Raw genomic sequence first — 23511 nt, forward strand, 5'->3', positions numbered from 1 at the left:
TCTGCCGCGCTGGTCGGGGGACGTCCCGGCCGGGAGGGCACGTCCCGATTGGGATAGGTTGTGCCCCGTGACTGACGAGCAGGAGAAGACCCCGGCCGGGCCGTTGCGGGTCGGTGTGCTGGGTGCCCGGGGCCGGATGGGCATCGAGGTCTGCAAGGCGGTCGAAGCCGCCGACGGCGTCGAGCTGGTCGCCGCGATGGACCAGGGTGACGACCGCTCCGCCGCCTCCAACGCCCAGGTGGTCGTCGACTTCACCACCCCGGACGTGGTCATGGACAACCTGCGCTGGTGCATCGACCGGGGCATCAGCGCCGTTGTCGGCACGACGGGCTTCAGCGAGCAGCGGCTGGAGCAGGTGCGCGAGTGGCTGGCCCGCAAGCCCGAGGTGGGCGTGGTGATCGCCCCGAACTTCGGCATCGGCGCGGTACTGATGATGCAGTTCGCCGCGCGGGCCGCCCGGCACTTCGAGTCCGTCGAGATCATCGAGCAGCACCACCCGGCCAAGCTGGACGCGCCGAGCGGCACCGCCACGCACACCGCGCGGCAGATCGCCCGGGCCCGCGCCGAGGCCGGCCTCGGCCCGGTGCCGGACGCCACCAAGGACGAGGTGCCGGGCGCGCGCGGCGCCGAGATCGACGGGGTACGCGTCCACGCGGTGCGTGCCACCGGGCTCGTCGCCCACCAGGAGGTGCTCTTCGGCGCCACCGGAGAAACCCTGACCATCCGCCACGACTCGTACGACCGGGCGTCGTTCATGCCGGGCGTCCTGCTGGCCGTCCGCGCGGTGCGCAGCCGCCCCGGCCTCACCGTCGGCCTGGACGCGCTGCTCGACTGACCGCGCCTGCGGGGCGCTCGCGCGATGGTGGCCTCGCCCCGGGCGGACGGGGTCGCCGGGTCGCCGGGTCGCTCCTATGCTGCCGCCATGATCGATAGTGGACACCTGGACCGGGCCGGGCGACTCGTCACCCTGCGCCCGGTGGATGACGACAACTGGCGGGCGGTGGCCGACGTTGCTCCGCACGACGACCAGCGCCGGTTCGTGGCCGCCCTGGGCGCCCGCTACCTGCTGCTCAGCACCCGTTCCGAGGTGTGGACGTCGCTAGCCGTGTACGCGGACGAGACCGTCGTCGGCCACGTCATGTGGGGTGCGGACGACGACGGCTCGCACTGGATCGGCGGAATGCTGATCGACGCCGCCGAGCAGAACCGCGGCGTAGGCAGAGCGACAGTGCAGACCCTGGCCACCTGGCTGGGTGCCAAGGACGGCGAACCCCCGGTCCGCCTCTCCTACCACCCGGACAACACCCCGGCCGCCTCCCTCTACACGTCCCTGGGCTTCCGTCCAACGGGCGCGATGGACGACGAGGAAGTAATAGCCGAGCAAGCCCCCTAACCCACCCCAAGGCCCCGTCCTACGCGATCTTGCACTTGCTGTCGAGACATGAGTGGACATCTTGTTCATTTCGGCGACCGAAACTGCAAGATCGCCGGGAAAGCGGCCCACGTTGCCGCGGCAACTTCGCCCCCATGTCCCGCCTCCCGCCCTTTGCCTCCCGCCCCGCGCCTCGCCCCGCCCGCGCCTCGCCCCGCCCGCGCCGATCATGGAGTTGTGGTGCCTCGCAAAAGGGGCGTATGCGGATCCAATGCCCACCACAAGTCCATGATCGACGCGGGCGGGGCGGGCTGGGGTGCCGTACGCGGGCGCGGGGGGACGGCGGGGCGGGGTCGGGGCTTAATGGGGGAGGGGGGTTGTGGGGCGGCGTTGGGTGGGGAGGGTTGGGGTTAGTGAGGTGGGCAGGCCGGTTACCGTGGCGTGGCCGGTGCGGTCTACCGCCACGTTGACCGGGGTGTTGGCCACGCGGAGGCCGTTGACGGTGAGGGCGCCCAGTTCGGCGCCGGCCAGTGGGGCCAGCCGGACCGTCCCGCCCGGCACGTCCGGGTAGAGGCCGGTCGCCGCCTGGAGCAGGAGCACGGCGCCTGTCGCGGCCCATGCCTGAGGCCGGCACGAAGCCGGGTACGGCACCGGGCGGTTCACCAGTGACCGGTCGTCGCCGCCGTACAGCTCGGGCATCCGGTAGTCGAAGGCCTCGGCCGCGCTGAGCAGCCCTTCGGCCAGGCCGAGCGCGGCCTCCCGGTGCCCGGCGCGGGCCAGCCCGGCGAGCACGATCGCGGTGTCGTGCGTCCAGATCGAACCGCAGTGGTACGACAGTGGGCTGAAGCCGGCGTCTTCGGTGGACATGGTCCGCAGCCCGAAGCCTCCGGCGAGGGTGTCGGTGGCGAGCAGCTTGGCGACCTGGTCCTCCTCCTCGCCGCTGAGCAGGCCGGTGCCGAGCAGGTGACCGATGTTGCTGGTCAGCGAGTCGACGGGCCGCTTGTCCCGGTCGAGGGCGAGCGCGGGTTGCGGACCGTACCGGCCGTCGACCCAGAAGCTGTCCCGGAACCGGCGGGCCAGCGCGGCGGCGTGCTCGCGCCAGCGGTCAGCGCCCGGTCGACCGAAGGCGTCCAGCAGGGCGGCGCCGTTCACCGCCGCCTCGTGCGCGTACCCCTGCACCTCGGCCAGCACGATCGGCGCGGTGGCCAGGGTGCCGTCGTGGAATCGGACGGCGTCGCCGGAGTCCTTCCAGCCCTGGTTGGACAGGCCGTGCCCGGTGGTGTCGATGTACTCGACCAGGCCGTCGCCGTCCGGGTCGGCGTGTTCGCCGAGCCAACGCAGGGACGCCTCCAGGTATGGCAGCAGCGGTTCGATCTGGTCGGCAGGCAGGCCCCAGCGCCATGCGTCGTGTAGCAGGTTGACCCAGAGCATGGTGGCGTCGACGGTGCCGTAGTAGGCCGGTGGTAGGCGCAGCCCGTGCTCGGGCAGCGCCAGCTCGTGGCGGCGCAGCTCGTGCAGGATCTTGCCCGGGGCTTCGCCGGTGGCGGGGTCGATCCGGGTGCCCTGCCGCCGGGCGAGCACCCGCAGGGTGCCGGCGGCCAGGTCGGTGCCGAGCGGCAGCATCATCCGGGCGGCCCAGAGGCTGTCCCGACCGAACAGCGTGAGGAACCAGGGCACTCCGGCACCGAGGAACACGTCCTCCGGGGTGCCGGTCTCGGCCAGTCGCAGGCCGCGCAGGTCGCTCAGGCTGCGGTCGAGCAGCCGGACCAGGCGTCGGTCGTCTGCGGTCACCTCGGGTCGTGACCACTCCGGTTCGCCGGTTGGGCCGACGACGACGGCGCGTGGGTCCTCGACGGTCAGCTGCCAGCGCAGCACCGTCTCGCCACCGGGGGGCAGCTCGATCGGCCAGGCCAGCCGGGGTGCGGTGGCCCGCTCATCGGTGGCGAGCACGTCGGCGTCCGGGGCGGTGACGGTGACGGTGATTCCTTCCGCCGACCAGGTGAGCACTCCTGGCTGGCCGGTCTTGGCCTCCAGCGCGTTGGCGGCGCCACCGGACTTGACGACCTCGATGGGTGCCAGGTCGCAGCCGAGGTCGATGGTGACGGTGGCCCGTACGTCGACGGTGGCGGTGGAGACGATCCGCAGCTCCTCGGTGAGGCCGTTGCGGGTGGCCCGGCGGAGCCGGTCGACGCGGACGGTGGGGTCGGGCACGGGGTCGCCGAGCCAGCGCGCCAGGCTCACGAAGCGAGCCCCGTGCGGGTCGTCGTCACCGTGGGTCAGACTCTCCAACTCCCGGTCGTCGACCCGCAGCTCGGCCCGGGAGAGCACGCGGGCGTCGGCGTGGAAGACGCCCTGGACGCCGGTCGGACGGATCTGCCCGGTCGCGTCCCCCAGCGCGCTGGTGGGGGCGAAGACCGCTCCCACCAACTCGTGCAGGAGGGGTTGCAGCTGGCGTTCGATCACGGTTGTGGCTCCAGATCATCGGGGTGCGGGGCGGACGTCTTGACAACGTGCCCCCGGCGGTGCAAAGTGCGAAACATTCCAGAAACTTGAACGATCTAATCCTGCACTATCCGAATTGGATCGTTCAAGGTGGCGAGAGGAATTAAGTGGCTGAAAAGGTGACCATCGCGACGGTGGCCCGGCATGCCCGAGTCAGCCGGCAGACGGTGTCCAACGTCCTCAACGCCCCGCACATCGTGCGGCAGGAGACCCGACTGCGGGTCGAGGACGCGATCAACGCACTCGGCTACCGGGCCAACCAGGCCGCCCGGCAGATGCGCACCGGCCGGTCCCGACTCATCGCCGCCCGGATCGAACCCACCCGCGACGGCATCAACGGCTCGGTGCTCGACCGCTTCCTGCACGGTCTCACCGAGACCGCCGACGCCGCCGGCTACCGGGTGCTGCTCTACACCGCCACCGACGACGAGCGGGAGATCTCGACCTACGACGACCTGCTCGGCACGTACGAGCTGGATGCGTTCGTGCTCGTCGGGACGAAGTACGGCGACCCGCGTACCGCCTGGCTCGCCGAGCGGGACGTGCCGTTCGTGACCTTCGGCCGTCCGTGGGACGCCCTCGACGCGCACCCCTGGGTGGACGTGGACGGCGCCGCCGGCACTGCCGGAGCCACCCGGCACCTGCTGGCCGCCGGGCACCGACGGATCGCGTTCATCGGCTGGCCGGCCGGTTCCGGTGTCGGTGACGACCGGCGCGCCGGCTGGCGCGACGCGCTGCACGAGGTCGGCGTCGACCCGACCGGGCTGCACCGGGAGACCGAGGACGGCATCGCCGAGGGCGAACGGTTGATGCGTGACCTGCTCGCCGCCGTGGCGCCGACCGCCGTGGTCTGCGCCAGCGACTCGCTCGCCCTCGGCGCTCTCCAGGCGATCCGCGGCACCGACCCGCCCGTGTCGGTGATCGGCTTCGACGACACGCCGGTGGCCGCGGCGGTCGGGCTGGCCAGCGTCAGCCAACCGCTCGGCGAGGCCGCCGCCCGCTGCGTGGACCTGCTCACCGGGGTCCTCGACGGCAACCACGAGACCCCCACCCACGTGCTGCTCCAGCCCTCGCTGGCGTTGCGGCACACCGCGTAGTCCCACCCCCACCAGGAGAAGAACATGGCACCTCGAACGATCACCCGGGCGGCGGTGGCCGGCCTCGCCGCCGTCGCCCTCCTCGGCTCCGCGGCCTGCGGCAGCGGCTTCGACGACTCGTCCGGCGACGCCGCACAGTCCAGCGGCCCGGCCAGCCTGCAGATCATGATTGGCTCCTCGGGCGAGGCCGAGACCAAGGCCGTCCAGGACGCTGCCGCGAAGTGGGCCAGCAGCTCCGGCAACACCGCCACTGTCACTCCGGCGCAGGACCTCACCCAGCAGCTCGGCCAGGCGCTCGCCGGTGGCACGCCCCCGGATGTCTTTTACGTCGACGCGGCCCAGTTCGCCGACTACGCGAGCGTCGGCGCCCTGGAGCCGTACGGCGACAAGATCAGCAACTCGGGCGACTTCTACGAGAGCCTGCGTACCGCGTTCACGTACGACGGCAAGTTGTACTGCGCGCCCAAGGACTTCTCCACCCTGGCCCTGCAGATCAACAGCGACCTGTGGGCCAAGGCCGGGCTGACCGACGCCGACGTGCCGACCACCTGGGACCAGCTCACCGCGACCGCCCAGAAGATCAAGGCCAAGGGGCAGGTCCCGCTGGCACTCGGCGACACCCGCGACCGCATCGGTGCCTTCATGGTGCAGAACGGTGGCTGGCTGCTGAGCAAGGACGGAAAGCAGTCGACCGCGGACACCCCGGAGAACCTGGCCGCCCTCCAGTACGTCAAGACCATGCTCACCACCGGGCTGGCGAAGTACCCGAAGCAGCTCGACGCCGGCTGGTCCGGTGAGGCGTTCGGCAAGGGCAAGGCCGTGATGACCATCGAGGGCAACTGGATCAAGGGTGCCCTGAAGAACGACTTCCCGAACGTGAAGTACAAGGTCGCGGCGCTGCCGGCCGGCCCGAAGGGGCAGGGCACGCTCTCCTTCACCCAGTGCTGGGGCATTGCGGCGAAGAGCAAGTTCAAGGACCAGGCGATCAAGTTCGTCGAGGCGATGACCAGCGGAGAGCAGCAGCTGGTCTTCGCGAAGGCGGTCGGCGTGATGCCGTCCCGGCAGTCGGTCAGTGACCAGTACACCGCCGCCAACCCCGAGGACAAGCCGTTCATCGACGGCGCCGCGTACGCCCAGGGCCCGGTGAACGCTCCGAAGATGGACAGCGTCCTCAAGGACCTCGACGCCAGCCTGCAGAGCCTGACCACCGGCGACCCGAAGACCGTGTTGCAGAACTTCGACAAGAACGCCAAGGCGGCGCTCGGCGGCAGCTGAGGTGACGGCAGGGGTCCCCGACACCACGGGGGCCCCTGCATCACCTCCAGCCTGAGACAGGGAGGGAGGGGAGATGGCAACCGAGACACAGACCGCCGTGGCGACCGCGACCGGGGACGGCCCGCGTCGACGCCGGGGCGGCATCCGCAGCAACGAGAACGTCGCCGGCTGGCTCTTCGTCGCGCCGGTGATCGTCATCCTGGGGCTGTTCCTGCTGCTGCCGATCCTGATGGCGTTCTGGGTCAGCCTGACCGACTGGAACGGCCAGGGCAGCCCGTTCACCGGCGACGTCCCGTTCGTCGGCGCACACAACTACACCCAGTTGTTCACCGAGGACGGGCTGGCCCGCCGCGACTTCATGACCAGCATCCGCAACAACTTCTACTATGTGGCGATCGTGGTGCCGGCACAGACCGCGCTCGCGCTCGGTTTGGCGCTGGTGGTCAACAACCGGATGCTCAAGGGCAAGAGCTTCTTCCGCAGCGCCTTCTACTTCCCCTCGGTCACCAGCTCTGTCGCGATCAGCGTGGTGTTCCTGTTCCTCTTCGCCAACTCCGGCGCGGTGAACGCCCTGCTCGGCTTCTTCGGTATCGACGGCCCGGAGTGGTTCGCCGATTCCCGTGGCGTGCTGCACCTGCTGTTCGGGGTGGTCGGCGTCGACTCGCCCCCGGCGGCGCTGGCCGACGGCGGCCCGCTCGGCCTGAGCTGGTGGGACTGGCTGGCCGGCCCGAGCGTCGCGATGATCTCGATCATCACTCTGGTCATCTGGACCACCTCCGGCACCTTCATGCTGATGTTCCTGGCCGGTCTGCAGAACGTGCCGGTCACCCTGGACGAGGCGAGCACCCTCGACGGCGCGTCCCGGTGGCAGCGGTTGCGGCACGTCACCCTCCCACTGCTCAGGCCGACCACGTTCCTGGTGCTCACCCTCGGTCTGATCGGCTCCTGGCAGGTCTTCGACCAGGTGTACGTGATGAGCCAGGGCGCCCCGGCCAAGACCACGCTCACCCCGGCCTACCTGTCGTACCGGACCGCTTTCCGGGACTTCGACTACGGCTCCGGAGCGGCGATCTCGTTCGTCCTGTTCCTGATCATCATCGTGCTCACGCTGATCCAGCGCCGAGTGCTGGCCGAACGGGACACCGACCGGCCGCGCCGCGGCTGGTGGCGTCGGCGCGTACCGGAGAGGTCCTGAGATGGCCGTGCTGAACGACCGCCCGCCGGCGGCGCCCGCCCGGCGCGACGAGCGCGCGGCCCGCACCCTGGCCACGCGCTTCCTGGGGTACGCCACGCTGGTCTTCTTCGGGCTGGTGTTCCTCTACCCGTTCGTCATCCAGATCGGCAACTCGCTCAAGACCGAGTCCGACGCGGCGGCGAACCCGCTCTCGCCGTTCCCGGACCCGCTCACGCTGGACAGCTTCGAGCGGATCTTCGCCGGCACCAACTTCCCGCTCTGGTTGGGCAACTCGCTGCTGGTCACGGTGCTGGTGACCATCGGTCGGGTGTTCTTCGACTCGCTCGCCGGGTACGCGCTGGCCCGGCTGCGGTTCCGGGGGCGCAACGGGTTGTTCGCCGCGGTCGTCGCGGTGCTGGCGGTGCCCGGGGTGGTGCTGCTGATCCCGAAGTTCCTGGTGCTCAACCAGCTCGGCATCTACAACAGCTACGCGGGTCTGGTGGTGCCGCTGCTGGCCGACGCGGCGGGTGTGTTCATCATGAAGCAGTTCTTCGAGTCGATCCCGGTCAGCGTGGAGGAGGCCGCCCGCATCGACGGGGCGAGCATCTTCCGCACCTTCTGGTCGGTGGTGCTGCCGATGGCGAAACCGGCGCTGATCACCCTGACCATCCTGTCGTTCCAGGGGTCCTGGAACGAGTTCCCGCACAGCCTGGTGTCGGTGCAGAACCCGGATCTGTTCACCCTGCCACGAGGGCTGGCCGACCTGGTCAGCGGCTCACTCGGCAGCGGCACCCAGTACCCGCTCAAGCTCGGCGCGGCGCTGCTGGCCACCATCCCAGTGGCGATCATCTTCATGGTGTTCCAGCGCTACTTCGTCCGCGACGCCAACGACGGCTCGGACAAGGGCTGACCGCCGGTGTGGCGGCCCCGCGTCGGGTCGCCGCACCGGATCAGCCGGCTGGAACGTCCTCGGTCACCTTCTCCGTCGGGACGCCCACGTGCAGGCGCACCTGCGGCACCAGCATGTCGTCGACGTCCAGCGCGCGGGCCGCGCCGTCGGGCTCCCAACCCGTGCTGGTGAGGAACTTGCGAGTCGCCTCGTCACCGTCGAACGCCCAGGCGACCGCGCGACTCAACCCGTCTTCCCGCCACAGGTCGACGGTGGCGGCGAGCAGCCGGCTGCCGTGCCCACGTCGACCCCAACGCGGCTCCACCAGCAGGTCGGTCACCGCGGCCACGTCCGGGCCGAGCGCGTCGGCCGGCTCACCCGGGGCCAGCGCTTCGCCGTCGGCCGGCCCGGAGGCGGCGAACCCCACCAGATACGATTGCTCGGCCTGTTCGACGGCGACCAGCACCCGGTGCGCGGCCGAGGGCGGCTCCAGCACCGCCGCGCTCCACCGCCGGGCGAGGAACGCCTCGTCCAGGTTGTCGAGCACGTGCCGAGGCAGGATCCTGCGGTACGCAACCCGCCAGGTTGCGAGCTGGATGCGTGCGATCTCGCCGGCGTCCTCGGGACGCGCCGGGCGGACGAACCCGAGAGCCATGGGACGGAAGCCTACGCAGGGCGAGGGAGGCGACGGTGGCGCAGGGTGCCAACAGGACGACCGCGCAGGTCGGCGGGGTGGTGTTGCTCGCCGCGGCGGTCACCGCGTTCCTCGCCGTCGCCGCCGTACGGCACGGCTTCTTCGACCTCAAGGTCTACTACGGCGCGTTGACCTGGTGGGTGCACGACGGCGGGGAAATCTACGACTACCTCAAGCCCAACACCCAGTACGGCTTCACCTATCCGCCGTTCGCCGCGCTTGTCATGCTGCCGATGGCGTACCTGCCGTGGACGGCCGCGATCGTGGTGAGCGTGCTCGCCAGCGTGGTCACCACGGCGGTGCTGATCTGGTGGCTGGTCGACCCGATCGCCCGGCGTTCCGGCTGGACCAGGTGGTTCGCCCTCGCCGTGGCCCTCTGCCTGGCCGCCGCGTTCGAGCCGATGCGTGAGACCGTCAACTTCGGCCAGGTCAACACGTTGCTGCTCTTCCTGGTGGCGGTGGATCTGTTGCGGCTGCTGCCGGCCGGCAACCGGTGGGCCGGGGTGGGCATCGGGCTCGCCACCGCGATCAAACTGACCCCGGGCATCTTCATCGTCTACCTCTTGCTGACCGGGCGGTGGCGGGCGGCTCTCACCGCCAGCGGCACGGCCGCCGGGGTGTCGCTGCTGGCCGGCGCGCTCTTCCCGGACGCGTCCCGGGAATTCTGGACCGAGGCCCTGTGGAACACCGGCCGGGTGGGCGAGCTCGCCTTCGTCTCCAACCAGTCGCTGCGTGGGGTGGTCGCCCGGCTCGACCCGCAACACCCGAGCACCCTGCTCTGGCTGCTGCTGGTGCTCGGCACCCTGGCGCTGTGGGCCTGGCGATCCCGGGCCGCCGTCGCGGTGGGCGACGAGGCGACCGGGCTGGCGCTGACCGGCGCGGTGATGTGCCTGGTCAGCCCGGTCACCTGGGTGCACCACCTGGTCTGGCTGCTGCCCGCGCTGATCCTGCTGGTCGACAACGCGATGGCCGCGCCGGCCGGCCGGCGACGGCGGGTCCTGCTGGTCGCCGCGACCATCGGGTACGCGCTGTTGATCAGCCGGACCGTCTGGTTCTGGGAGAAGGACTTCACCGGCGTCGACGGCTTCCTCGGCAGCAACGCCTACGTGTGGATCAGCCTGGCGCTGCTGGCCTTCCTGCCGATCCGCCGCTGGCTGGCACCGGCCGGGTCAGTGGTCGAGGCGTCCGGCGTACCGCAGCTCGACCAGCCCGACCGGCCCACGCCCGCCGGCGAGCGGCACCTGATAGGTCGACTGCTCACCGTCCGCTGACAGCCCGGCCCGCTCGCAGAACCGGCGGGCCCGCCGGTTGTCCGCCAGCACCCACGCCCGGTACCCGGTCCAGCCCCGCTCGCTGAGCCCGTCCCGGGCGGCGGCCAGGAGCGCGGCGGCGGTCCCGTCACCCCAGCACGCGGGTTCCACGTAGAGCGCGACCACCTCGCCAACCGTCGGGTCCAGGTCGTCCCGGTCCTGGTTGCGGCGGTACGGCCCGAAGGTGGTGAAGCCGACGACCAGCCCGTCCACCTCCCCGAGCAGGGTGGTGAACGGATGCTCCGGATCGGCGGTGCCGACGTCGCGGCGGCGCTGTGCCCAGGCCATCACGTTCAGCCGCCCGAGCACCTCGTCCGGCATGAAGCCGGCGTAGCCCGCCTGCCAGCCGTGCACGTGCACCCGGGCGACCGCCTCGGCGTCGTCCGGCTCCTCCCGGCGGATGGTCAGCATTGCACCGTTCTATGCCCCGTTGGTCGTCGCGTCCAGCTTCCCGCACCGACGTCGTACCGATGAATTAAGGTCGCCGACGATGGCCGCACCGGAATCACTCTCGCTCGCCCAGGCCCGGCGGGTGGCGCTCGCCGCCCAGGGCTTCGCCGACCCGGCGCCGGTCGGCGTGCCCACGCGCCGGCACCTGCGCCGGGTGCTCGACCGGGTCGGGTTGATCCAGATGGACTCGGTCAACGTGCTGCAACGCGCGCACTACCTACCGCTGTTCAGTCGGCTCGGGCCCTACCCGACCACGCTGCTCGACCAGGCCGCCTACCGGCGCCCGCGTGAGCTGTTCGAATACTGGGGCCACGAGGCGTCGCTGGTCCCGGTCGAGCTGCACCCGATGCTGCGCTGGCGGATGGCCCGGGCGCAGAGCGAATCCTGGGGCGGGATGCGGCGGATCGCCCAGGAGCAGCCCGAACTGGTCGCCTGGGTCCGCGACGAGGTGGCCGCCCGAGGCCCGCTGACCGCTGCCGAGATCGAGCACGACGCGCCCCGGGAGACCGGCAACTGGGGGTGGAACTGGTCGGCGGTCAAGCGGGCGTTGGAGTACCTCTTCTGGGCTGGGGAGGTGGCCGCCGCCGAGCGCAGCACCTCCTTCGCCCGCCGCTACGACCTGCCCGAGCGGGTGCTGCCCGCGGCGGTGCTGGCCGCGCCCACCCCGACCGACGCCGAGGCGTACCGCTCGCTGGTGGCTCGTGCCGCACGGTCGCTCGGCGTGGCCGCCGAGCCGGAGCTGCGCGACTACTTCCGGCTGCCGCTGGCCGGTGCCCGGCAGGCCGTGGCGGAGCTGGCCGAGGCCGGTGAGTTGGTGCCGGTCACCGTTGCGGGCTGGCGCCAGCCGGCGTGGCTGCACGCGTCCGCCCGGGTGCCGCGGTGGATTCGGGGTAACACGCTGGTCAGCCCCTTTGACCCGCTGGTCTGGGAACGTGCCCGCACCGAGCGGCTGTTCGACTTCAGCTACCGGATCGAGATCTACGTTCCCGCGCCACAGCGGGTCTACGGCTACTACGTGTTGCCGTTCCTGCAGGGCGACCGGTTCACCGCCCGGGTCGACCTGAAGGCCGACCGCAAGGCCGGGGTGCTGCTGGTGCCGGCCGCCTGGATCGAGCCCGGCGCCGACCCGGGGGAGACCGCGTCGGCGCTCGCCGCCGAGCTGTACCGGCTCGCCGGCTGGCTCGGCCTGGACGCGGTGGCACCGCCGTTGGCCGGCGACCTGGCCGGTCCGCTCACCGCCGCGTTGGCCAGCGTGTCCGGTGTACCGTGAGCGCGTGACGAGCGCCCCCGGTCCGGTCGACCAGCCGCAGCCCGCCCCCGGGGCGGTCCACACGGTGCCGGCCGATCCGGCCGGCGCGGGCCCGGCCGGCGCTGATTCGGTCGGCGCGGGTCCGGTCGGTTGGCCGACGACCCCGCCGGGTGGCTACCCGGCCCCCGAGCCGGACCGGATCACCCGGTTCGTGCTGCGGCTCTACGAGCGTTCGCCGCGCTGGGCGGTGCCGCTGGCCGCGGTCGGCTGCGTCGCCGCCGGCATGGGCTACGCGCTGCTCAGCGATCCGGCCGACGCCAACCCGGACGCCGCGCCCACCTGTCTGCTCAAGCTGACCACCGGGCTGGACTGCCCAGGCTGCGGCGGCACCCGCGCACTCTGGTACGTGCTGCACGGCGACCTGCCGGCCGCCGCCCGACACCACTTCCTGTTCGTCTTCGCGTTGCCGTTCCTCGCGTACCTCTTCGTGGCCTGGGCGGGCAACCAGGCGTTCGGCTGGCGACTGCCCGAGCTGCGGATCAGCTCGAAGGTCATCGGCGGCTTCCTGGCCGCGTGGCTCGCCTTCTCGGTGCTGCGCAACCTGCCCTGGGCGCCGTTCACCTCGCTCTACGTCTGAGCGCCCCGCCCCGGCCGACGCACCTCGCCCCAAAATCGTGCTCGATCCTGGATGTAGTGGTCTCGGACGCGGCGGATGCCACTACATCCACGATGTTGTGCGATCTTGCGGGCGGAAGTAGTCGGCGGGCGGCTCGGACCCGCCGGCTGAGTGATCGACATTGCACGAGGCGCGCCTGAGTTGGGCCCCGAGGCGTCGCGCCACTACAGTCCCAGGAATGCCGGAGATGGTGCAGCCCCAGGTCAAGTTGATCGCGTGGACCCAGTTCGCGGCCCCGGACGACGTGCCGTGGTCGACGGACGCCGAGGGGGGCCAGGCGCTCGCCGAGTTCGCCGGCCGGGCCTGCTACCAGTCGTGGAAGAAGCCGAACCCGGCCACCGCCACCAACGCCGGCTACCTGGCGCACATCCTCGATGTCGGGCACCTCTCGGTGCTGGAGCACGGGTCGGTGACCTTCTACTTCACCGGGGTGTCCCGTTCCTTCACCCACGAGTTGATTCGGCACCGGCACTTCTCGTACTCCCAGCTGTCCCAGCGCTACGTCCCGGAGCGGGACGCGGCCATGGTCGAGCCGGCGGTCATCGCCGACGACCCGGAGCTGCACAAGAAGTTCGTGGAGGCCGCCGAGGCGAGCGTCCGGGCGTACACCGAGTTGTTGGAGGGCCTCGAGCAGCGCTTCTCCGACGAGCCGAACCCGACGCTGCGCCGCAAGCAGGCCCGGCAGGCGGCCCGCGCGGTGCTGCCCAACGCCACCGAGACCCGGATCGTGGTCAGCGGCAACTACCGGGCCTGGCGGCACTTCATCGCGATGCGGGCCACCGAGCACGCCGATGTGGAGATCCGTGAGCTGGCCGTGGAGTGCCTGCGCCAACTGCAGGGTGTCGCCCCCAACGTGTTCGCCGACTTCGTGATCTCCACGTTGCCGGACGGCACCGAGGTGGCGGCCAGCCCGCACGAGGCGTCCTGAGCCCTTCCCTGGCGGGCCCCGGCTGGTCGTCCGCTAGGTTGGGGGGTATGACGCACGACCACCTTGACGCCGCTGCCCGACCGGTGTCCCGCCCGTTCGGCCGGCTGCTCACCGCCATGGTGAGCCCGTTCGCCTCCGACGGCTCCCTCGACCTTGACGGTGCCGCCCGGCTGGCGAGCCACCTGGTCGACGAGCAGGGCAACGACGGGGTGGTCGTCAACGGCACCACCGGCGAGTCGCCGACGACCACCGACGCGGAGAAGGAAAACCTGATTCGCGCCGTGGTGGAGGCGGTCGGTGACCGCGCCAAGGTGGTCGCCGGGGTCGGCACCAACGACACCCGGCACACCATCGAGCTGGCCGCCGCCGCCGAGAAGGCTGGCGCGCACGGTCTGCTCGTGGTCACCCCCTACTACAACAAGCCGCCGCAGAGCGGGTTGCTGCGGCACTTCACCGCGGTGGCCGACGCCACCGGCCTGCCGGTGATGCTGTACGACATCCCGCACCGCTCGGGCGTGCCGATCGACACCGAAACGCTGGTCCGGCTCGCCGAGCACGGCCGGATCGTCGCGGTCAAGGACGCCAAGGGCGACCTGGTCGCCACCAGCTGGGTGACCAGCCGGACCGCCCTCGCCTTCTACTGCGGCGAGGACGCACTCACCCTGCCGGCGCTGGCCGCCGGCAGCGTGGGCCTGGTCGGCACCTCGACGCACTTCGTCGGGGCGCTGGCCGCACAGATGATCGAGGCGTTCGACGCGGGGGACATGCCGGCCGCGCTTGCCCTGCACCGGCGGCTGCTGCCGCTGTTCACCGGCATCTTCCGCACCCAGGGCACCATCCTGGTGAAGGCTGGCCTGGCATCGCTGGGCCTGCCGGCCGGCCCGGTGCGACCCCCGCTGGTGGACGCCACCAACGACGAGATCGCCCAGCTGCGCGCGGACTTCGCGGCAGTGGGCCTGGAGCTGCCCGAATGATCGAACGACACGATGGGCGCCGGGTTACGGCGTCGCAGAATGAGGTGGACGCGTGACCGAGGCGCACATCGACGCGGAGCTTCCCCCGCCGCTGCCCGAGGGCGGGCTGCGGATCATCCCGCTCGGCGGGCTCGGCGCCATCGGTCGCAACATGACCGTCTTCGAGTACGACGGCAAGTTGCTGATCGTCGACTGCGGGGTGCTCTTCCCCGACGTCGAGCAGCCGGGAGTGGATCTGATCCTGCCCGACTTCGGCCCGATCCTGGACCGGCTGGCCGACGTCCAGGCGATCGTGCTGACCCACGGCCACGAGGACCACATCGGCGCGGTGCCCTACCTGCTCGCCCACAAGCCCGACATCCCCCTGGTCGGCTCACAGTTCACCCTCGCCCTGGTCGAGGCGAAGTTGGCCGAGCGGCGCATCCAGCCGTACACGCTGACCGTGCGGGAGGGCGGCCGCGAGCGGCTCGGCCCGTTCGAGTGCGAGTTCTTCGCGGTCAACCACTCGATCCCGGACGCCCTCGCGGTGGCCATCCGCACTCCCGCCGGCCTGGTGCTGCACACCGGCGACTTCAAGATGGACCAGCTCCCGCTGGACGGCCGGATCACCGACCTGGCCGGCTTCGCCCGGCTCGGCGCCGAAGGCGTCGACCTGCTGCTGTCCGACTCCACCAACGCGGAGATCCCCGGCTTCGTCACCCCGGAACGGGAGATCGGGCCGGTTCTCGACTCGATCTTCGCAAAGGCCAAGGGCCGGATCATCGTGGCCTCGTTCGCCTCGCACGTGCACCGCGTGCAGCAGGTCTTCGACTCCGCCGCGGAACACGGCCGCAAGGTCGCGCTGATCGGCCGGTCCATGGTCCGCAACATGGGCATCGCCCGGGACCTCGGCCTGCTCAACATCCCGGCCGGCCTGGTCATCAGCATCGACGAGGCGACCACGCTGCCGCCGGAGGAGATCGTGCTGATGTCCACCGGGTCCCAGGGTGAGCCGATGAGCGCGCTGGGCCGGATGGCCAGCGGCGACCACCGGCACATCACCATCGCCCCCGGCGACACGGTCGTGCTGGCCTCCTCGCTGGTGCCCGGCAACGAGACCTCGGTCTACCGGGTGATCAACCGGCTGGCCCGGGCCGGCGCGGTGGTCGTACACAAGGACGTGGCGAAGGTGCACGTCTCCGGGCACGCCCCCGCCGGGGAGCTGCTCTACCTGCTCAACGTGGTGCGGCCCAGCAACCTGATGCCCGTGCACGGCGAGTGGCGCCACCTGCGCGCCCACGCCCGGCTCGGGATCGAGTCGGGGGTCGCCGCCGACCGGGTGGTGCTCTGCGAGGACGGCGACGTGGTCGACCTGGTCGAGGGCCGCGCCAGCCTGGTCGGGCACGTGAAGAGCCGGTACGTCTACGTGGACGGCCTCGCCGTCGGTGACGTCAGCGAGTCGCTGCTCACCGAGCGTCGGATCCTCGGCGACGGCGGATTCATCGCCACCACCGTGGTCGTCGACTCGGTCACCGGCAAGGTCGTCGCCGGCCCGACCCTGTCCGCGAAGGGCTTCTCGGAGGACCCGGAGGCGTTCAACCCGGTGATCCCGCTGGTCACCGAGGCGCTCAACCGGGCGGCGGCGGACGGCATCACCGACCCGCATCAGCTCCAGCAGATCGTCCGGCGGACCGTGGGGCGGTGGGTCAACGACGCGTACCGTCGTCGGCCGATGATTGTGCCCACCGTCGTCGAGGTCTGACACGCGTGATCGGGCCGGCCGCCGACATCCCCCGTGGATGTCGGGGGCCGGCCCGGGTCATATCGGTGCGCGCTCCGGCTCAGCCGCGGGACACCCGACGCCGCAGCACGAGCAGCCCGACCCCGAGGGCCAGCAGCACTGCGCCGGCGAGGGCGGACGTGCTGCCGGAGACGCCGGTGCGGGGAAGCTGCGCCTCGGACGGGGCGGACGAACCCGAGGTGGTCGGCGTGGCGGTCGGATCGGCCGGCGACGGGGTGGCGGCCGCGCCGGCGCCGGATCCGCCCGTGCCGCTCAGGCGAAGCGTCATCGCGGTGTCCCTGTTGGTGTAGCGGTTCGTCGGGGCGGCGGCGAGGATGCCGGAGCTGAGCAGGCGGTTCATGACGACTCCCGGAAGATGTGGTCGGTGATGGCCGTACCACACCGACACCGCGCTTCCGGTTTCGCACTGTCGGATGTCACCTGGTTGGCCCTGCCCCGCAACCTGTTGCCCCGTTCGCGACTCAGGGCAGCGCGGCGACCGCCTCGGCGTACGCCACGCCGGTGGTGATGGCGGCGTCCACCAGGACCATGAGCTGCGCTTGGGCCACCCCGTGCGTCAGGTCCGTGGCCACGTCGCCGGCCAGCACCAACTCCTCGCCGAGGTCGTGCGCGTACGCCTTGGGTAGCAGCCGGTCGTGGTTCCACGCGTTGCAGAAGGCGTACGCCTCGGCGCGGCGGGCGGCCGGCAGCCGGCGGGCGGCCATGACGCGCGCGTGCAGCACCTCCCCGCGCTCACCGGCGCGCCGGAACTGGATCACCGCGCCACCCCACCGGCCGACCACGGTGTCGCCCTCCTCCACCAGGTGCCGGTCGCCGCGCCCGTCGAGGACTGCGGTGATCATGTCGAGGCTCAGCGCCACGAGCTCTCGCTCGCTCGCCTCGGCCTCGTCGTCGGACCGGTCGGCGTCGGGCTCGTCGGACTCGTCGGGTTCGTCGTCGGCGGGCAGCGGGACCGGTGCCGCGAGGGGGCGCTCGGCGAGCCAGGCGGCTATGCGTCCGGAGTGGTGGCCGGTGCCGTTGCGGGCATCGAAGCTACCGGCCAGCTCGTTGGCCACCCCGAGCAGCAGCGTGCCGAGTGCGGCCACGTCCAGCTCGGCGGCGGGTCGCTCGCCGTACGCCGGACGTGGCATCGTCCGCCCGCCCAGCCCGGCCTCCACGGCCAGCCCGCAAACCAGCGCCCCGGCGGCGGCGAACTCCATGGCGGCGAGGTCGTCGGTCGGCCGGTCCAGGCGGGGCAGCTGCTCGGCCAGGATGGTCAGCCCGCGTTCCAGGTGCCCGCCCAGTGCGCAGAACCGCAGGTGCGCGGCGAGATGCGCGAACGCGGCGCGCTCGCGCCGGTGTCGGCGGTACGCCCGGACGTGTGCCGCTGCGGCCCGCTCCGGCTCGCCGGCCCGCAGGGCGGGCAGCAGGCCGGCGACCAGGTCCCGTTCGGGCTGGTCGGTGCAGGCCTCTCGGGCGTCGTCGGACTCCCGCAGCTCGCTCAGCGCGGCCCGCCACTCGCCCCAGCCGGCCAGCAGTTCCGCGCGCCGGGCCGCGGCGCAGCCCGGGCAGCCACCGGCCGGACCGGGCTTACCGGACCACCGTTCGAACCAGTGGCGGGCGGTGGGCTCGTCACCCAGGTGGTCGGCGATCCGGCAGTGCAGCTCGGCAACGGTCGGCGTGTCCGGACCGCCCACGCCGACGCGGTGGGCCAGGTCGTGCAGCAGGGACCTGGTCTGGTCCAGACCGACCCGTGGGGTGCCGATCAGCGCCTCCACCGCGTACCGCTGATAACGCAGCAGCAGCCCCGCCTCAGCGTCGGTGAGCAGCTCGGACCGGTGGTCGGCGGCGGCCCGACAGCGCCGGACCGGCTCGACCAGGCGCCACCGCTCCCCGTGCAGCAGGTACGCCTCGATCAGCGCGAACCGTGCGTCCACGCCGGACCGGACGTCGCCGGCCGCGTCGGCGCGCTCGGCGAGCCGCTCCAGGGCGACCTGTCGGGCCGGCCCGTCGGGCAGGTCCCGGGCATCGGCGAGCGCGGCCTCCAGCTCCGGCAGGCGACGCCCGCCGGCCCAGCCGACGGGACCGAGGTGCGGCGCGTCGGGGTGGGCCGCCCGGTCGGTGCGCCTGTCGGTGAACTCGTCCCGGCCGGTCACGACGGCACCGCGCCGGGCAGCCGTCGGACCGCCACGGCGAGTTGGCAGCCGGTGGAGATGCCACAGTCGAGCAGCTGGTCGAGCTGGTGCGGGGTCACCCCGCGTTCCAGATCGGTGATCACCTCGCCGTAGACCCGGGCGCGACCGTCGTCGTCGACGTGCACGAACGCCTTGGGCCAGAGCCGGTCGTGGTTCCACGAGTTGCAGAACGCGTACAGGGCGGGCACCTGCTCGATTCCGAAGGTGGCAGTGACCATGGTGCGGACCTGGAGCAGCTCGCCGTCCCCGCCGAGGCGCAGGAACCAGATCGTGTTGTCGTCGAAGCGGCCCACCAGATCGCCGTCCACGGTCAGGCCGACGGGCAGGCCGCGGGCGGCGAGCACTGCGGCGACCAGCTCGCCGGTCAGTGGGCGCAGTGCGCCAGGGTGCCCGGCCAGCGGTTCGCCCGGATCGCTCTCGATTTCCGGCGACGCCATGGGGCATCCCTTCTGAGGCGGATATCACGACCGGCGGCAGGGCCGGTGTTGCGACGCGCGGACACGACCCGGAAAAGCGGGGATCTGCCCGGCCACACCGTTACCGTGACTCTATGGCGGGCCGTACCTCTCAGGCGAGTCGGCGGCGCGGCGCGTCGCCGCGCGGTGGCACCAACAGTCGTGCCCGTCAACCGGCGAAGAAGACCCGGGCGCCGGTCCGGCGTCGCACCACGCCGGCCCGGCCCAGCCCCGCGGCATACGTGGGCCGCGCGGTGGGTGCTTTGTGGATGGGCGTGGCACACGGGATGGGTTGGGCGGTGCGGGCCGCCGGTCGGCAGGCCGCCTCGGCTCGCGACCTCGACCCGGAGCACCGCCGTGACGGTGCCGGTCTGCTGATGTTCGGGCTCGCCCTGCTCACCGCGGTGGCGCTCTGGTTCTCCGGAGCGGGCCCGGTGGGCGCGCGGCTGGCCGACTCGGTCCGGTTGTTCCTGGGCGCCATCTCCGTTGTCGTGCCGGTGCTGCTGATGATCGGGGCGTGGCGGTTGATGCGTCAGCCGGCCGATCCGGAGCACCGGGGCCGGGGGCTGATCGGCTGGACCTCCCTGCTCGTGTCGACCGCCGCGCTGCTCCAGATCGGTCAGGCCCCGGCCACCCCGCTGGAGCGGGACTTCGCGGGCGGCCTGGTCGGCGCGGGCATTGGCGGGCTGCTGGAGCGCGCGGTCACCGCCTGGGTGGCGGTGCCGCTGCTGATCCTGCTGCTGCTCTTCGGCCTGCTCGTGGTGACCGCGACCCCGATCAACAAGATCCCCGAGCGGCTGGGCCTGCTCGCCGGCGGTCTGGTCGCCTCGCCGGACGCCGCAGTGGACGAGGAGTCGGACGAGGCGGCCCCGCGGCCGGCACGCAAGAGACCGGCGAAGCGGATGCCGCCGCCGCTGGACCCGGACGACTTCGATGATCTGGACGGTGCCGACCTCCAGGAGACCCTGGTGCTGCCGCGCAAGTCGCCGGCGAAGGTGCCGGCGAGCCGCCGGCCGCCGGCCGAGCCGCCGGAGCACTCGCCCCCGCCGACCCGGGCCGAGCAACTCGCCTTGACCGGGTTGGCCGGGGACTACGTCCTGCCGCCGGCCAACATGCTCAGCGCCGGAGCCGCCGCGAAGACCCGCAGCAAGGCCAACGACGAGGTGATCGCCGCGCTGACGGGCGTCTTCGACCAGTTCGATGTGGACGCCGCGGTCACCGGCTTCACCCGCGGCCCGACGGTCACCCGGTACGAGGTGGAGTTGGGGCACGGCGTCAAGGTCGAACGGATCACGCAGCTCTCCCGCAACATCGCGTACGCGGTGAAGTCACCGGACGTGCGGATCCTCAGCCCGATCCCGGGCAAGAGCGCCGTCGGTGTGGAGATCCCGAACACCGACCCGGAGAACGTCGCCCTCGGCGACGTGCTGCGCTCGCGGGCGGCGACGAGCGACCACCACCCGATGGTGGTGGCGCTCGGCAAGGACATCGAGGGCGGTTACGTGGTGGCCAACCTCGCCAAGATGCCGCACATTCTCATCGCCGGGGCCACCGGAGCCGGAAAGTCGAGCTGCCTCAACACCCTGCTGGTGTCCGTTCTCACCCGGGCCACACCGGACGAGGTGCGCCTGCTGTTGATCGACCCGAAGCGGGTCGAGATGACCGGCTACGAGGGCATCCCGCACCTGGTCACCCCGATCGTGACCAACGCCAAGAAGGCTGCCGACTCGCTGGACTGGGTGGTCCGCGAGATGGACATGCGCTACGACGACCTCGCCGCCAACGGGGTCCGGCACATCGACGACTTCAACCGCAAGGTCCGCAACGGCGAGATCAAGGCCCCGCCGGGCAGCGAACGGGAGATGCGCCCGTACCCGTACCTGCTGGTGATCGTGGACGAGTTGGCCGACCTGATGATGGTCGCGCCACGCGACGTGGAGGACTCGGTCGTCCGGATCACCCAGCTGGCCCGGGCCGCCGGCATCCACCTGGTGTTGGCCACCCAGCGCCCCTCGGTCGACGTGGTGACCGGTCTGATCAAGGCGAACGTGCCGTCCCGGCTGGCGTTCGCCACCTCGTCGCTCGCGGACTCCCGGGTCATCCTCGACCAGCCGGGCGCGGAGAAGCTGCTCGGTCGCGGCGACGGGCTCTTCCTGCCGATGGGCGCCTCCAAGCCGGTACGCATCCAGGGCGCCTGGGTCACCGAGCGGGAGATCGCCGACGTGGTGAAGTTCTGCAAGGACCAGCGCGAGCCGGAGTTCCGCAAGGACGTGCTGGCCCCCGCTCAGGAGAGCAAGAAAAAGCTCGACGAGGACATCGGTGACGACCTCGACCTGTTGATGCAGGCGGTGGAGTTGGTGGTCACCTCGCAGTTCGGCTCGACCTCGATGCTGCAACGCAAGCTGCGGGTCGGTTTCGCGAAGGCGGGCCGACTGATGGACCTGATGGAGACCCGTGGCGTGGTCGGGCCGTCCGAGGGGTCGAAGGCGCGCGACGTGCTGGTCAAGCCGGACGAGCTGGAGGAGGTCCTGGTCGGCCTGCGCGGCGACGGCGACTGACCGTCGGGGGTACGACCGAGCCACAGCGCACGACGGGCCCGCCGGAATCCGGCGGGCCCGAGTCTGTGCGGAGTGGTCAGTTGTTGAGCACTGCGGCAGCGATCACCACTCCGATGATCGCGCCGACGACGCTGGCCGCCGCTGCGTACCAGCCCAGCGGCTTGTCACCGAGCACCGCGCCGACGATGCCCGCGATGAGGCCGAGCACGCCGAAGATGATCGGGCTGAGCAGAAGTGCGAGGACCGCGAAGACGAAGCCCACGATGGTGAGGATGCGGGCGGCGTTGCTGCGGGGACGGGCGGTGCTGGGCAAGTCGGCCATGTCTTCCTCCGGTTGAGAGCCTGTCGTGATGGACCGATCACTACCCACTGTGGGCGGCGGCCACGCATGTCGATGCGGCTCTTCAGTGGAAGATCTTCAGGCCGATCACGCCGGCGACCACCAGCAGCAGGCACAGGATCCGGGGCAGGCTCGCCGACTCGCCGAGCGCGACCATCCCGACCAGGGCGGTGCCCACGGCGCCGATACCGACCCAGACCGCGTAGCCGGTGCCGACCGGGATCTCGCGCAGCGCGTACGCCAGCCCGGCCATGCTCAGGGCCAGGGTCACCACGAACACCACTGATGGGACCAGCCGGCTGAAGCCGGCGCTGCGGTCCAGGGCGATCGCCCAGGCCGTCTCCATCAGTCCAGAGATCACCAGTACGAGCCAGGCCATCGTTCACCTCACGCGGGAGTGCCCGGACCGCCGGGGCCGGGACGAGTCGTGTCTGCACGTCGCAGGGCGTCTTGGCCTGACCGGGTACGCCCACCACTCGTCCGGGGTGGCCACGGGCGACCGGGCCACCGACGCCGACGCTAGCACCGGTCAGCGGTCGTGGTGGATCGGTCGGGCCGGGTGCCGATGATCCGGTGACCTTCGCCACCCCGTCTTGACCTGCACTTGACTCTAACTTGCAGTATTGCCAACATGACGCTGATCTATGCCGACCCCGAGGTCGCCACCGCGCTGGACGCGGCCACCACGGTCGACGCCATGCGTGCCGCGCTCCTGGCCGCGTACGAGGGACGCCTGGTCGCCCCGCCTCGTGCCGCCGCGCCGCTCGACGGTGGGCGGCTGGTGCTCACCGCCGGGCACCTGGTCGGCGAGTGGTACGGCTTCCGCTCGTACGACACCTTCGGCCACCCGGAGAGCGAGCAGCTGGTAGTGCTGCACGATGCCCGGACCGGGGCGATCCGGGCGGTTGCGGTCGGCGAGGAGCTGGGTTCCCGTCGTACCGGAGGGTTGGGTGCCCTGGCGGTCGACGTGCTGGCCCGCCCGGACGCGGCCAGCCTCGGGGTGATCGGCTCCGGCCGGCAGGCGTGGACCCAGGTCTGGGCCGCCGCCGCGGTCCGCCCGCTGCGCGAGGTGGTGGTGCACAGCCGCTCCGCCGCCCGGCGGGACGCCTTCGCCGCTCGGGTCCGCGCCGAGCTGGGCGTGTCGGCCCGCACGGTGGCCGACCCGGCCTCTGCCGTGACCGGGCGGGACATCGTGGTGCTCGCGACCACCAGCCCCACCCCGGTGTTCTGCGCCGCCGACCTCAGCCCCGGCACGCACGTCAACGCGGTCGGCTTCAAGCAGCGCGACCGCAGCGAATTCGGCACCGACCTGCTGGACGCCGCGGACCTGCTGGTCACCGACTCGCCGGCCCAGGCGGCGGACTACCAGCCGCCGATGCTCGCGGCGACACCCCCGTACGCCGGACGGTTGCGCGACCTGGGCGGGATCCTGGCCGGCGCGGTCCCCGGCCGGACCAGCGCGGACCAGATCTCCGTCTTCTGCTCCACCGGCCTGGCCGGCACCGAGGTCTTCCTGCTCGACGCGCTCACCCGGATGAGCGCGGCGGCCCGCTGACCCTCACCGGGACGCCGTCGCGGACGGGACTGACCGAACAGTTGATCACCACCTGGGCG

General features: G+C 71.8%; 22 protein-coding genes and 1 riboswitch. Of the genes, 14 read left to right on the forward strand and 8 right to left on the reverse strand.

The window, feature by feature from the left end; translation table 11 throughout:
* The first annotated feature begins 67 nt into the window (after positions 1 to 67).
* Together dapB and HNR20_RS21345 are read left to right on the forward strand one after the other, a co-directional pair.
* Positions 68 to 835 carry a 4-hydroxy-tetrahydrodipicolinate reductase gene (gene dapB / locus HNR20_RS21340; protein ID WP_184182543.1) on the forward strand — a complete coding sequence of 256 codons (768 nt, stop codon included), beginning with the start codon at positions 68 to 70 and terminating at the stop codon, positions 833 to 835.
* 87 nt (positions 836 to 922) lie between these two features.
* Positions 923 to 1393: a GNAT family N-acetyltransferase gene (locus HNR20_RS21345; RefSeq protein ID WP_184182546.1), complete on the forward strand. Its 471-nt coding sequence runs from the start codon at positions 923 to 925 to the stop codon at positions 1391 to 1393.
* A 339-nt stretch (positions 1394 to 1732) separates the two neighbouring features.
* Here the strand turns inward: HNR20_RS21345 and HNR20_RS21350 are convergent, their stop codons facing one another.
* Entirely contained in the window at positions 1733 to 3835 is a 2103-nt protein-coding gene (locus HNR20_RS21350) for an amylo-alpha-1,6-glucosidase (RefSeq protein ID WP_184182549.1), read from the reverse strand.
* Between the two features lie 146 nt (positions 3836 to 3981).
* On the opposite strand from HNR20_RS21350, the gene HNR20_RS21355 reads away from it, so the two are divergent.
* From HNR20_RS21355 to HNR20_RS21370, 4 genes are all read left to right on the forward strand, one after another.
* Positions 3982 to 4971 carry a LacI family DNA-binding transcriptional regulator gene (locus HNR20_RS21355; protein ID WP_184182552.1) on the forward strand — a complete coding sequence of 330 codons (990 nt, stop codon included), beginning with the start codon at positions 3982 to 3984 and terminating at the stop codon, positions 4969 to 4971.
* Positions 4972 to 4995: 24 nt separating this feature from the next.
* Entirely contained in the window at positions 4996 to 6246 is a 1251-nt protein-coding gene (locus HNR20_RS21360) for a sugar ABC transporter substrate-binding protein (protein WP_184182554.1), read from the forward strand.
* Between the two features lie 73 nt (positions 6247 to 6319).
* A complete protein-coding gene (locus tag HNR20_RS21365) occupies positions 6320 to 7441 on the forward strand; it encodes a carbohydrate ABC transporter permease (RefSeq protein WP_184182556.1) in 1122 nt (373 codons plus the stop codon).
* Between the two features lies 1 nt (position 7442).
* Positions 7443 to 8330 carry a carbohydrate ABC transporter permease gene (locus tag HNR20_RS21370; protein WP_184182558.1) on the forward strand — a complete coding sequence of 296 codons (888 nt, stop codon included), beginning with the start codon at positions 7443 to 7445 and terminating at the stop codon, positions 8328 to 8330.
* 40 nt (positions 8331 to 8370) lie between these two features.
* On the opposite strand, the gene HNR20_RS21375 is transcribed toward HNR20_RS21370, so the two are convergent.
* Positions 8371 to 8964, reverse strand: a complete 594-nt coding sequence (locus tag HNR20_RS21375) for a GNAT family N-acetyltransferase (protein ID WP_184182560.1) — start codon at positions 8962 to 8964, stop codon at positions 8371 to 8373.
* Between the two features lie 35 nt (positions 8965 to 8999).
* Between HNR20_RS21375 and HNR20_RS21380 the strand changes: the two genes are divergently transcribed.
* Complete coding sequence (locus HNR20_RS21380; RefSeq protein WP_184182562.1) at positions 9000 to 10274, forward strand: glycosyltransferase 87 family protein; 1275 nt, start codon at positions 9000 to 9002, stop codon at positions 10272 to 10274.
* Here HNR20_RS21380 and HNR20_RS21385 read toward each other — a convergent pair.
* Entirely contained in the window at positions 10173 to 10724 is a 552-nt protein-coding gene (locus HNR20_RS21385; protein ID WP_184182564.1) for a GNAT family N-acetyltransferase, read from the reverse strand. The two genes, HNR20_RS21380 and HNR20_RS21385, sit on opposite strands and share 102 nt — an antisense overlap.
* A 79-nt stretch (positions 10725 to 10803) precedes the next feature.
* Here HNR20_RS21385 and HNR20_RS21390 point away from each other — a divergent pair, with 79 nt between their 5' ends.
* The 5 genes from HNR20_RS21390 to HNR20_RS21410 all read left to right on the forward strand — a co-directional run bounded on the left by HNR20_RS21390 (position 10804) and on the right by HNR20_RS21410 (position 16331).
* Complete coding sequence (locus tag HNR20_RS21390) at positions 10804 to 12033, forward strand: winged helix-turn-helix domain-containing protein (protein WP_184182566.1); 1230 nt, start codon at positions 10804 to 10806, stop codon at positions 12031 to 12033.
* A 64-nt stretch (positions 12034 to 12097) separates the two neighbouring features.
* Positions 12098 to 12649 carry a DUF2752 domain-containing protein gene (locus HNR20_RS21395; protein ID WP_229687475.1) on the forward strand — a complete coding sequence of 184 codons (552 nt, stop codon included), beginning with the start codon at positions 12098 to 12100 and terminating at the stop codon, positions 12647 to 12649.
* Between the two features lie 226 nt (positions 12650 to 12875).
* Positions 12876 to 13616: an FAD-dependent thymidylate synthase gene (thyX, locus tag HNR20_RS21400; RefSeq protein ID WP_184188768.1), complete on the forward strand. Its 741-nt coding sequence runs from the start codon at positions 12876 to 12878 to the stop codon at positions 13614 to 13616.
* Between the two features lie 47 nt (positions 13617 to 13663).
* A complete protein-coding gene (dapA, locus tag HNR20_RS21405) occupies positions 13664 to 14590 on the forward strand; it encodes a 4-hydroxy-tetrahydrodipicolinate synthase (RefSeq protein WP_184182572.1) in 927 nt (308 codons plus the stop codon).
* A gap of 52 nt (positions 14591 to 14642) precedes the next feature.
* Complete coding sequence (locus tag HNR20_RS21410; protein WP_184182575.1) at positions 14643 to 16331, forward strand: ribonuclease J; 1689 nt, start codon at positions 14643 to 14645, stop codon at positions 16329 to 16331.
* Between the two features lie 79 nt (positions 16332 to 16410).
* Here the strand turns inward: HNR20_RS21410 and HNR20_RS21415 are convergent, their stop codons facing one another.
* The 3 genes from HNR20_RS21415 to HNR20_RS21425 all read right to left on the reverse strand — a co-directional run bounded on the left by HNR20_RS21415 (position 16411) and on the right by HNR20_RS21425 (position 18981).
* Positions 16411 to 16710: an LPXTG cell wall anchor domain-containing protein gene (locus HNR20_RS21415; RefSeq protein ID WP_184182578.1), complete on the reverse strand. Its 300-nt coding sequence runs from the start codon at positions 16708 to 16710 to the stop codon at positions 16411 to 16413.
* Positions 16711 to 16831: 121 nt separating this feature from the next.
* Positions 16832 to 18505, reverse strand: coding sequence for a type III secretion system chaperone family protein (locus HNR20_RS21420; RefSeq protein ID WP_184182580.1), 1674 nt, complete (start codon positions 18503 to 18505; stop codon positions 16832 to 16834).
* The gene (locus HNR20_RS21425; RefSeq protein WP_184182583.1) at positions 18502 to 18981 is read right to left on the reverse strand and encodes a type III secretion system chaperone family protein; all 480 of its coding nucleotides are present in this window, start codon (positions 18979 to 18981) and stop codon (positions 18502 to 18504) included. Before HNR20_RS21425 ends, HNR20_RS21420 begins: the two co-directional genes overlap by 4 nt.
* 113 nt (positions 18982 to 19094) lie before the next feature.
* Here HNR20_RS21425 and HNR20_RS21430 point away from each other — a divergent pair, with 113 nt between their 5' ends.
* Complete coding sequence (locus tag HNR20_RS21430; protein WP_184182598.1) at positions 19095 to 21557, forward strand: FtsK/SpoIIIE family DNA translocase; 2463 nt, start codon at positions 19095 to 19097, stop codon at positions 21555 to 21557.
* A gap of 76 nt (positions 21558 to 21633) precedes the next feature.
* On the opposite strand, the gene HNR20_RS21435 is transcribed toward HNR20_RS21430, so the two are convergent.
* Together HNR20_RS21435 and sugE are read right to left on the reverse strand one after the other, a co-directional pair.
* The gene (locus tag HNR20_RS21435; RefSeq protein ID WP_184182601.1) at positions 21634 to 21879 is read right to left on the reverse strand and encodes a hypothetical protein; all 246 of its coding nucleotides are present in this window, start codon (positions 21877 to 21879) and stop codon (positions 21634 to 21636) included.
* Between the two features lie 82 nt (positions 21880 to 21961).
* On the reverse strand, positions 21962 to 22276 hold the full coding sequence (gene sugE, locus HNR20_RS21440) for a quaternary ammonium compound efflux SMR transporter SugE (RefSeq protein ID WP_184182604.1): 315 nt from the start codon (positions 22274 to 22276) through the stop codon (positions 21962 to 21964).
* Positions 22277 to 22337: 61 nt separating this feature from the next.
* Positions 22338 to 22403: riboswitch (guanidine-III (ykkC-III) riboswitch) on the reverse strand.
* A 125-nt stretch (positions 22404 to 22528) separates the two neighbouring features.
* On the opposite strand from sugE, the gene HNR20_RS21445 reads away from it, so the two are divergent.
* Positions 22529 to 23452: an ornithine cyclodeaminase family protein gene (locus HNR20_RS21445; protein ID WP_184182607.1), complete on the forward strand. Its 924-nt coding sequence runs from the start codon at positions 22529 to 22531 to the stop codon at positions 23450 to 23452.
* Positions 23453 to 23511: the final 59 nt, after the last annotated feature.

This window comes from Micromonospora parathelypteridis, from assembly GCF_014201145.1.
Classification (GTDB): domain Bacteria; phylum Actinomycetota; class Actinomycetes; order Mycobacteriales; family Micromonosporaceae; genus Micromonospora; species Micromonospora parathelypteridis.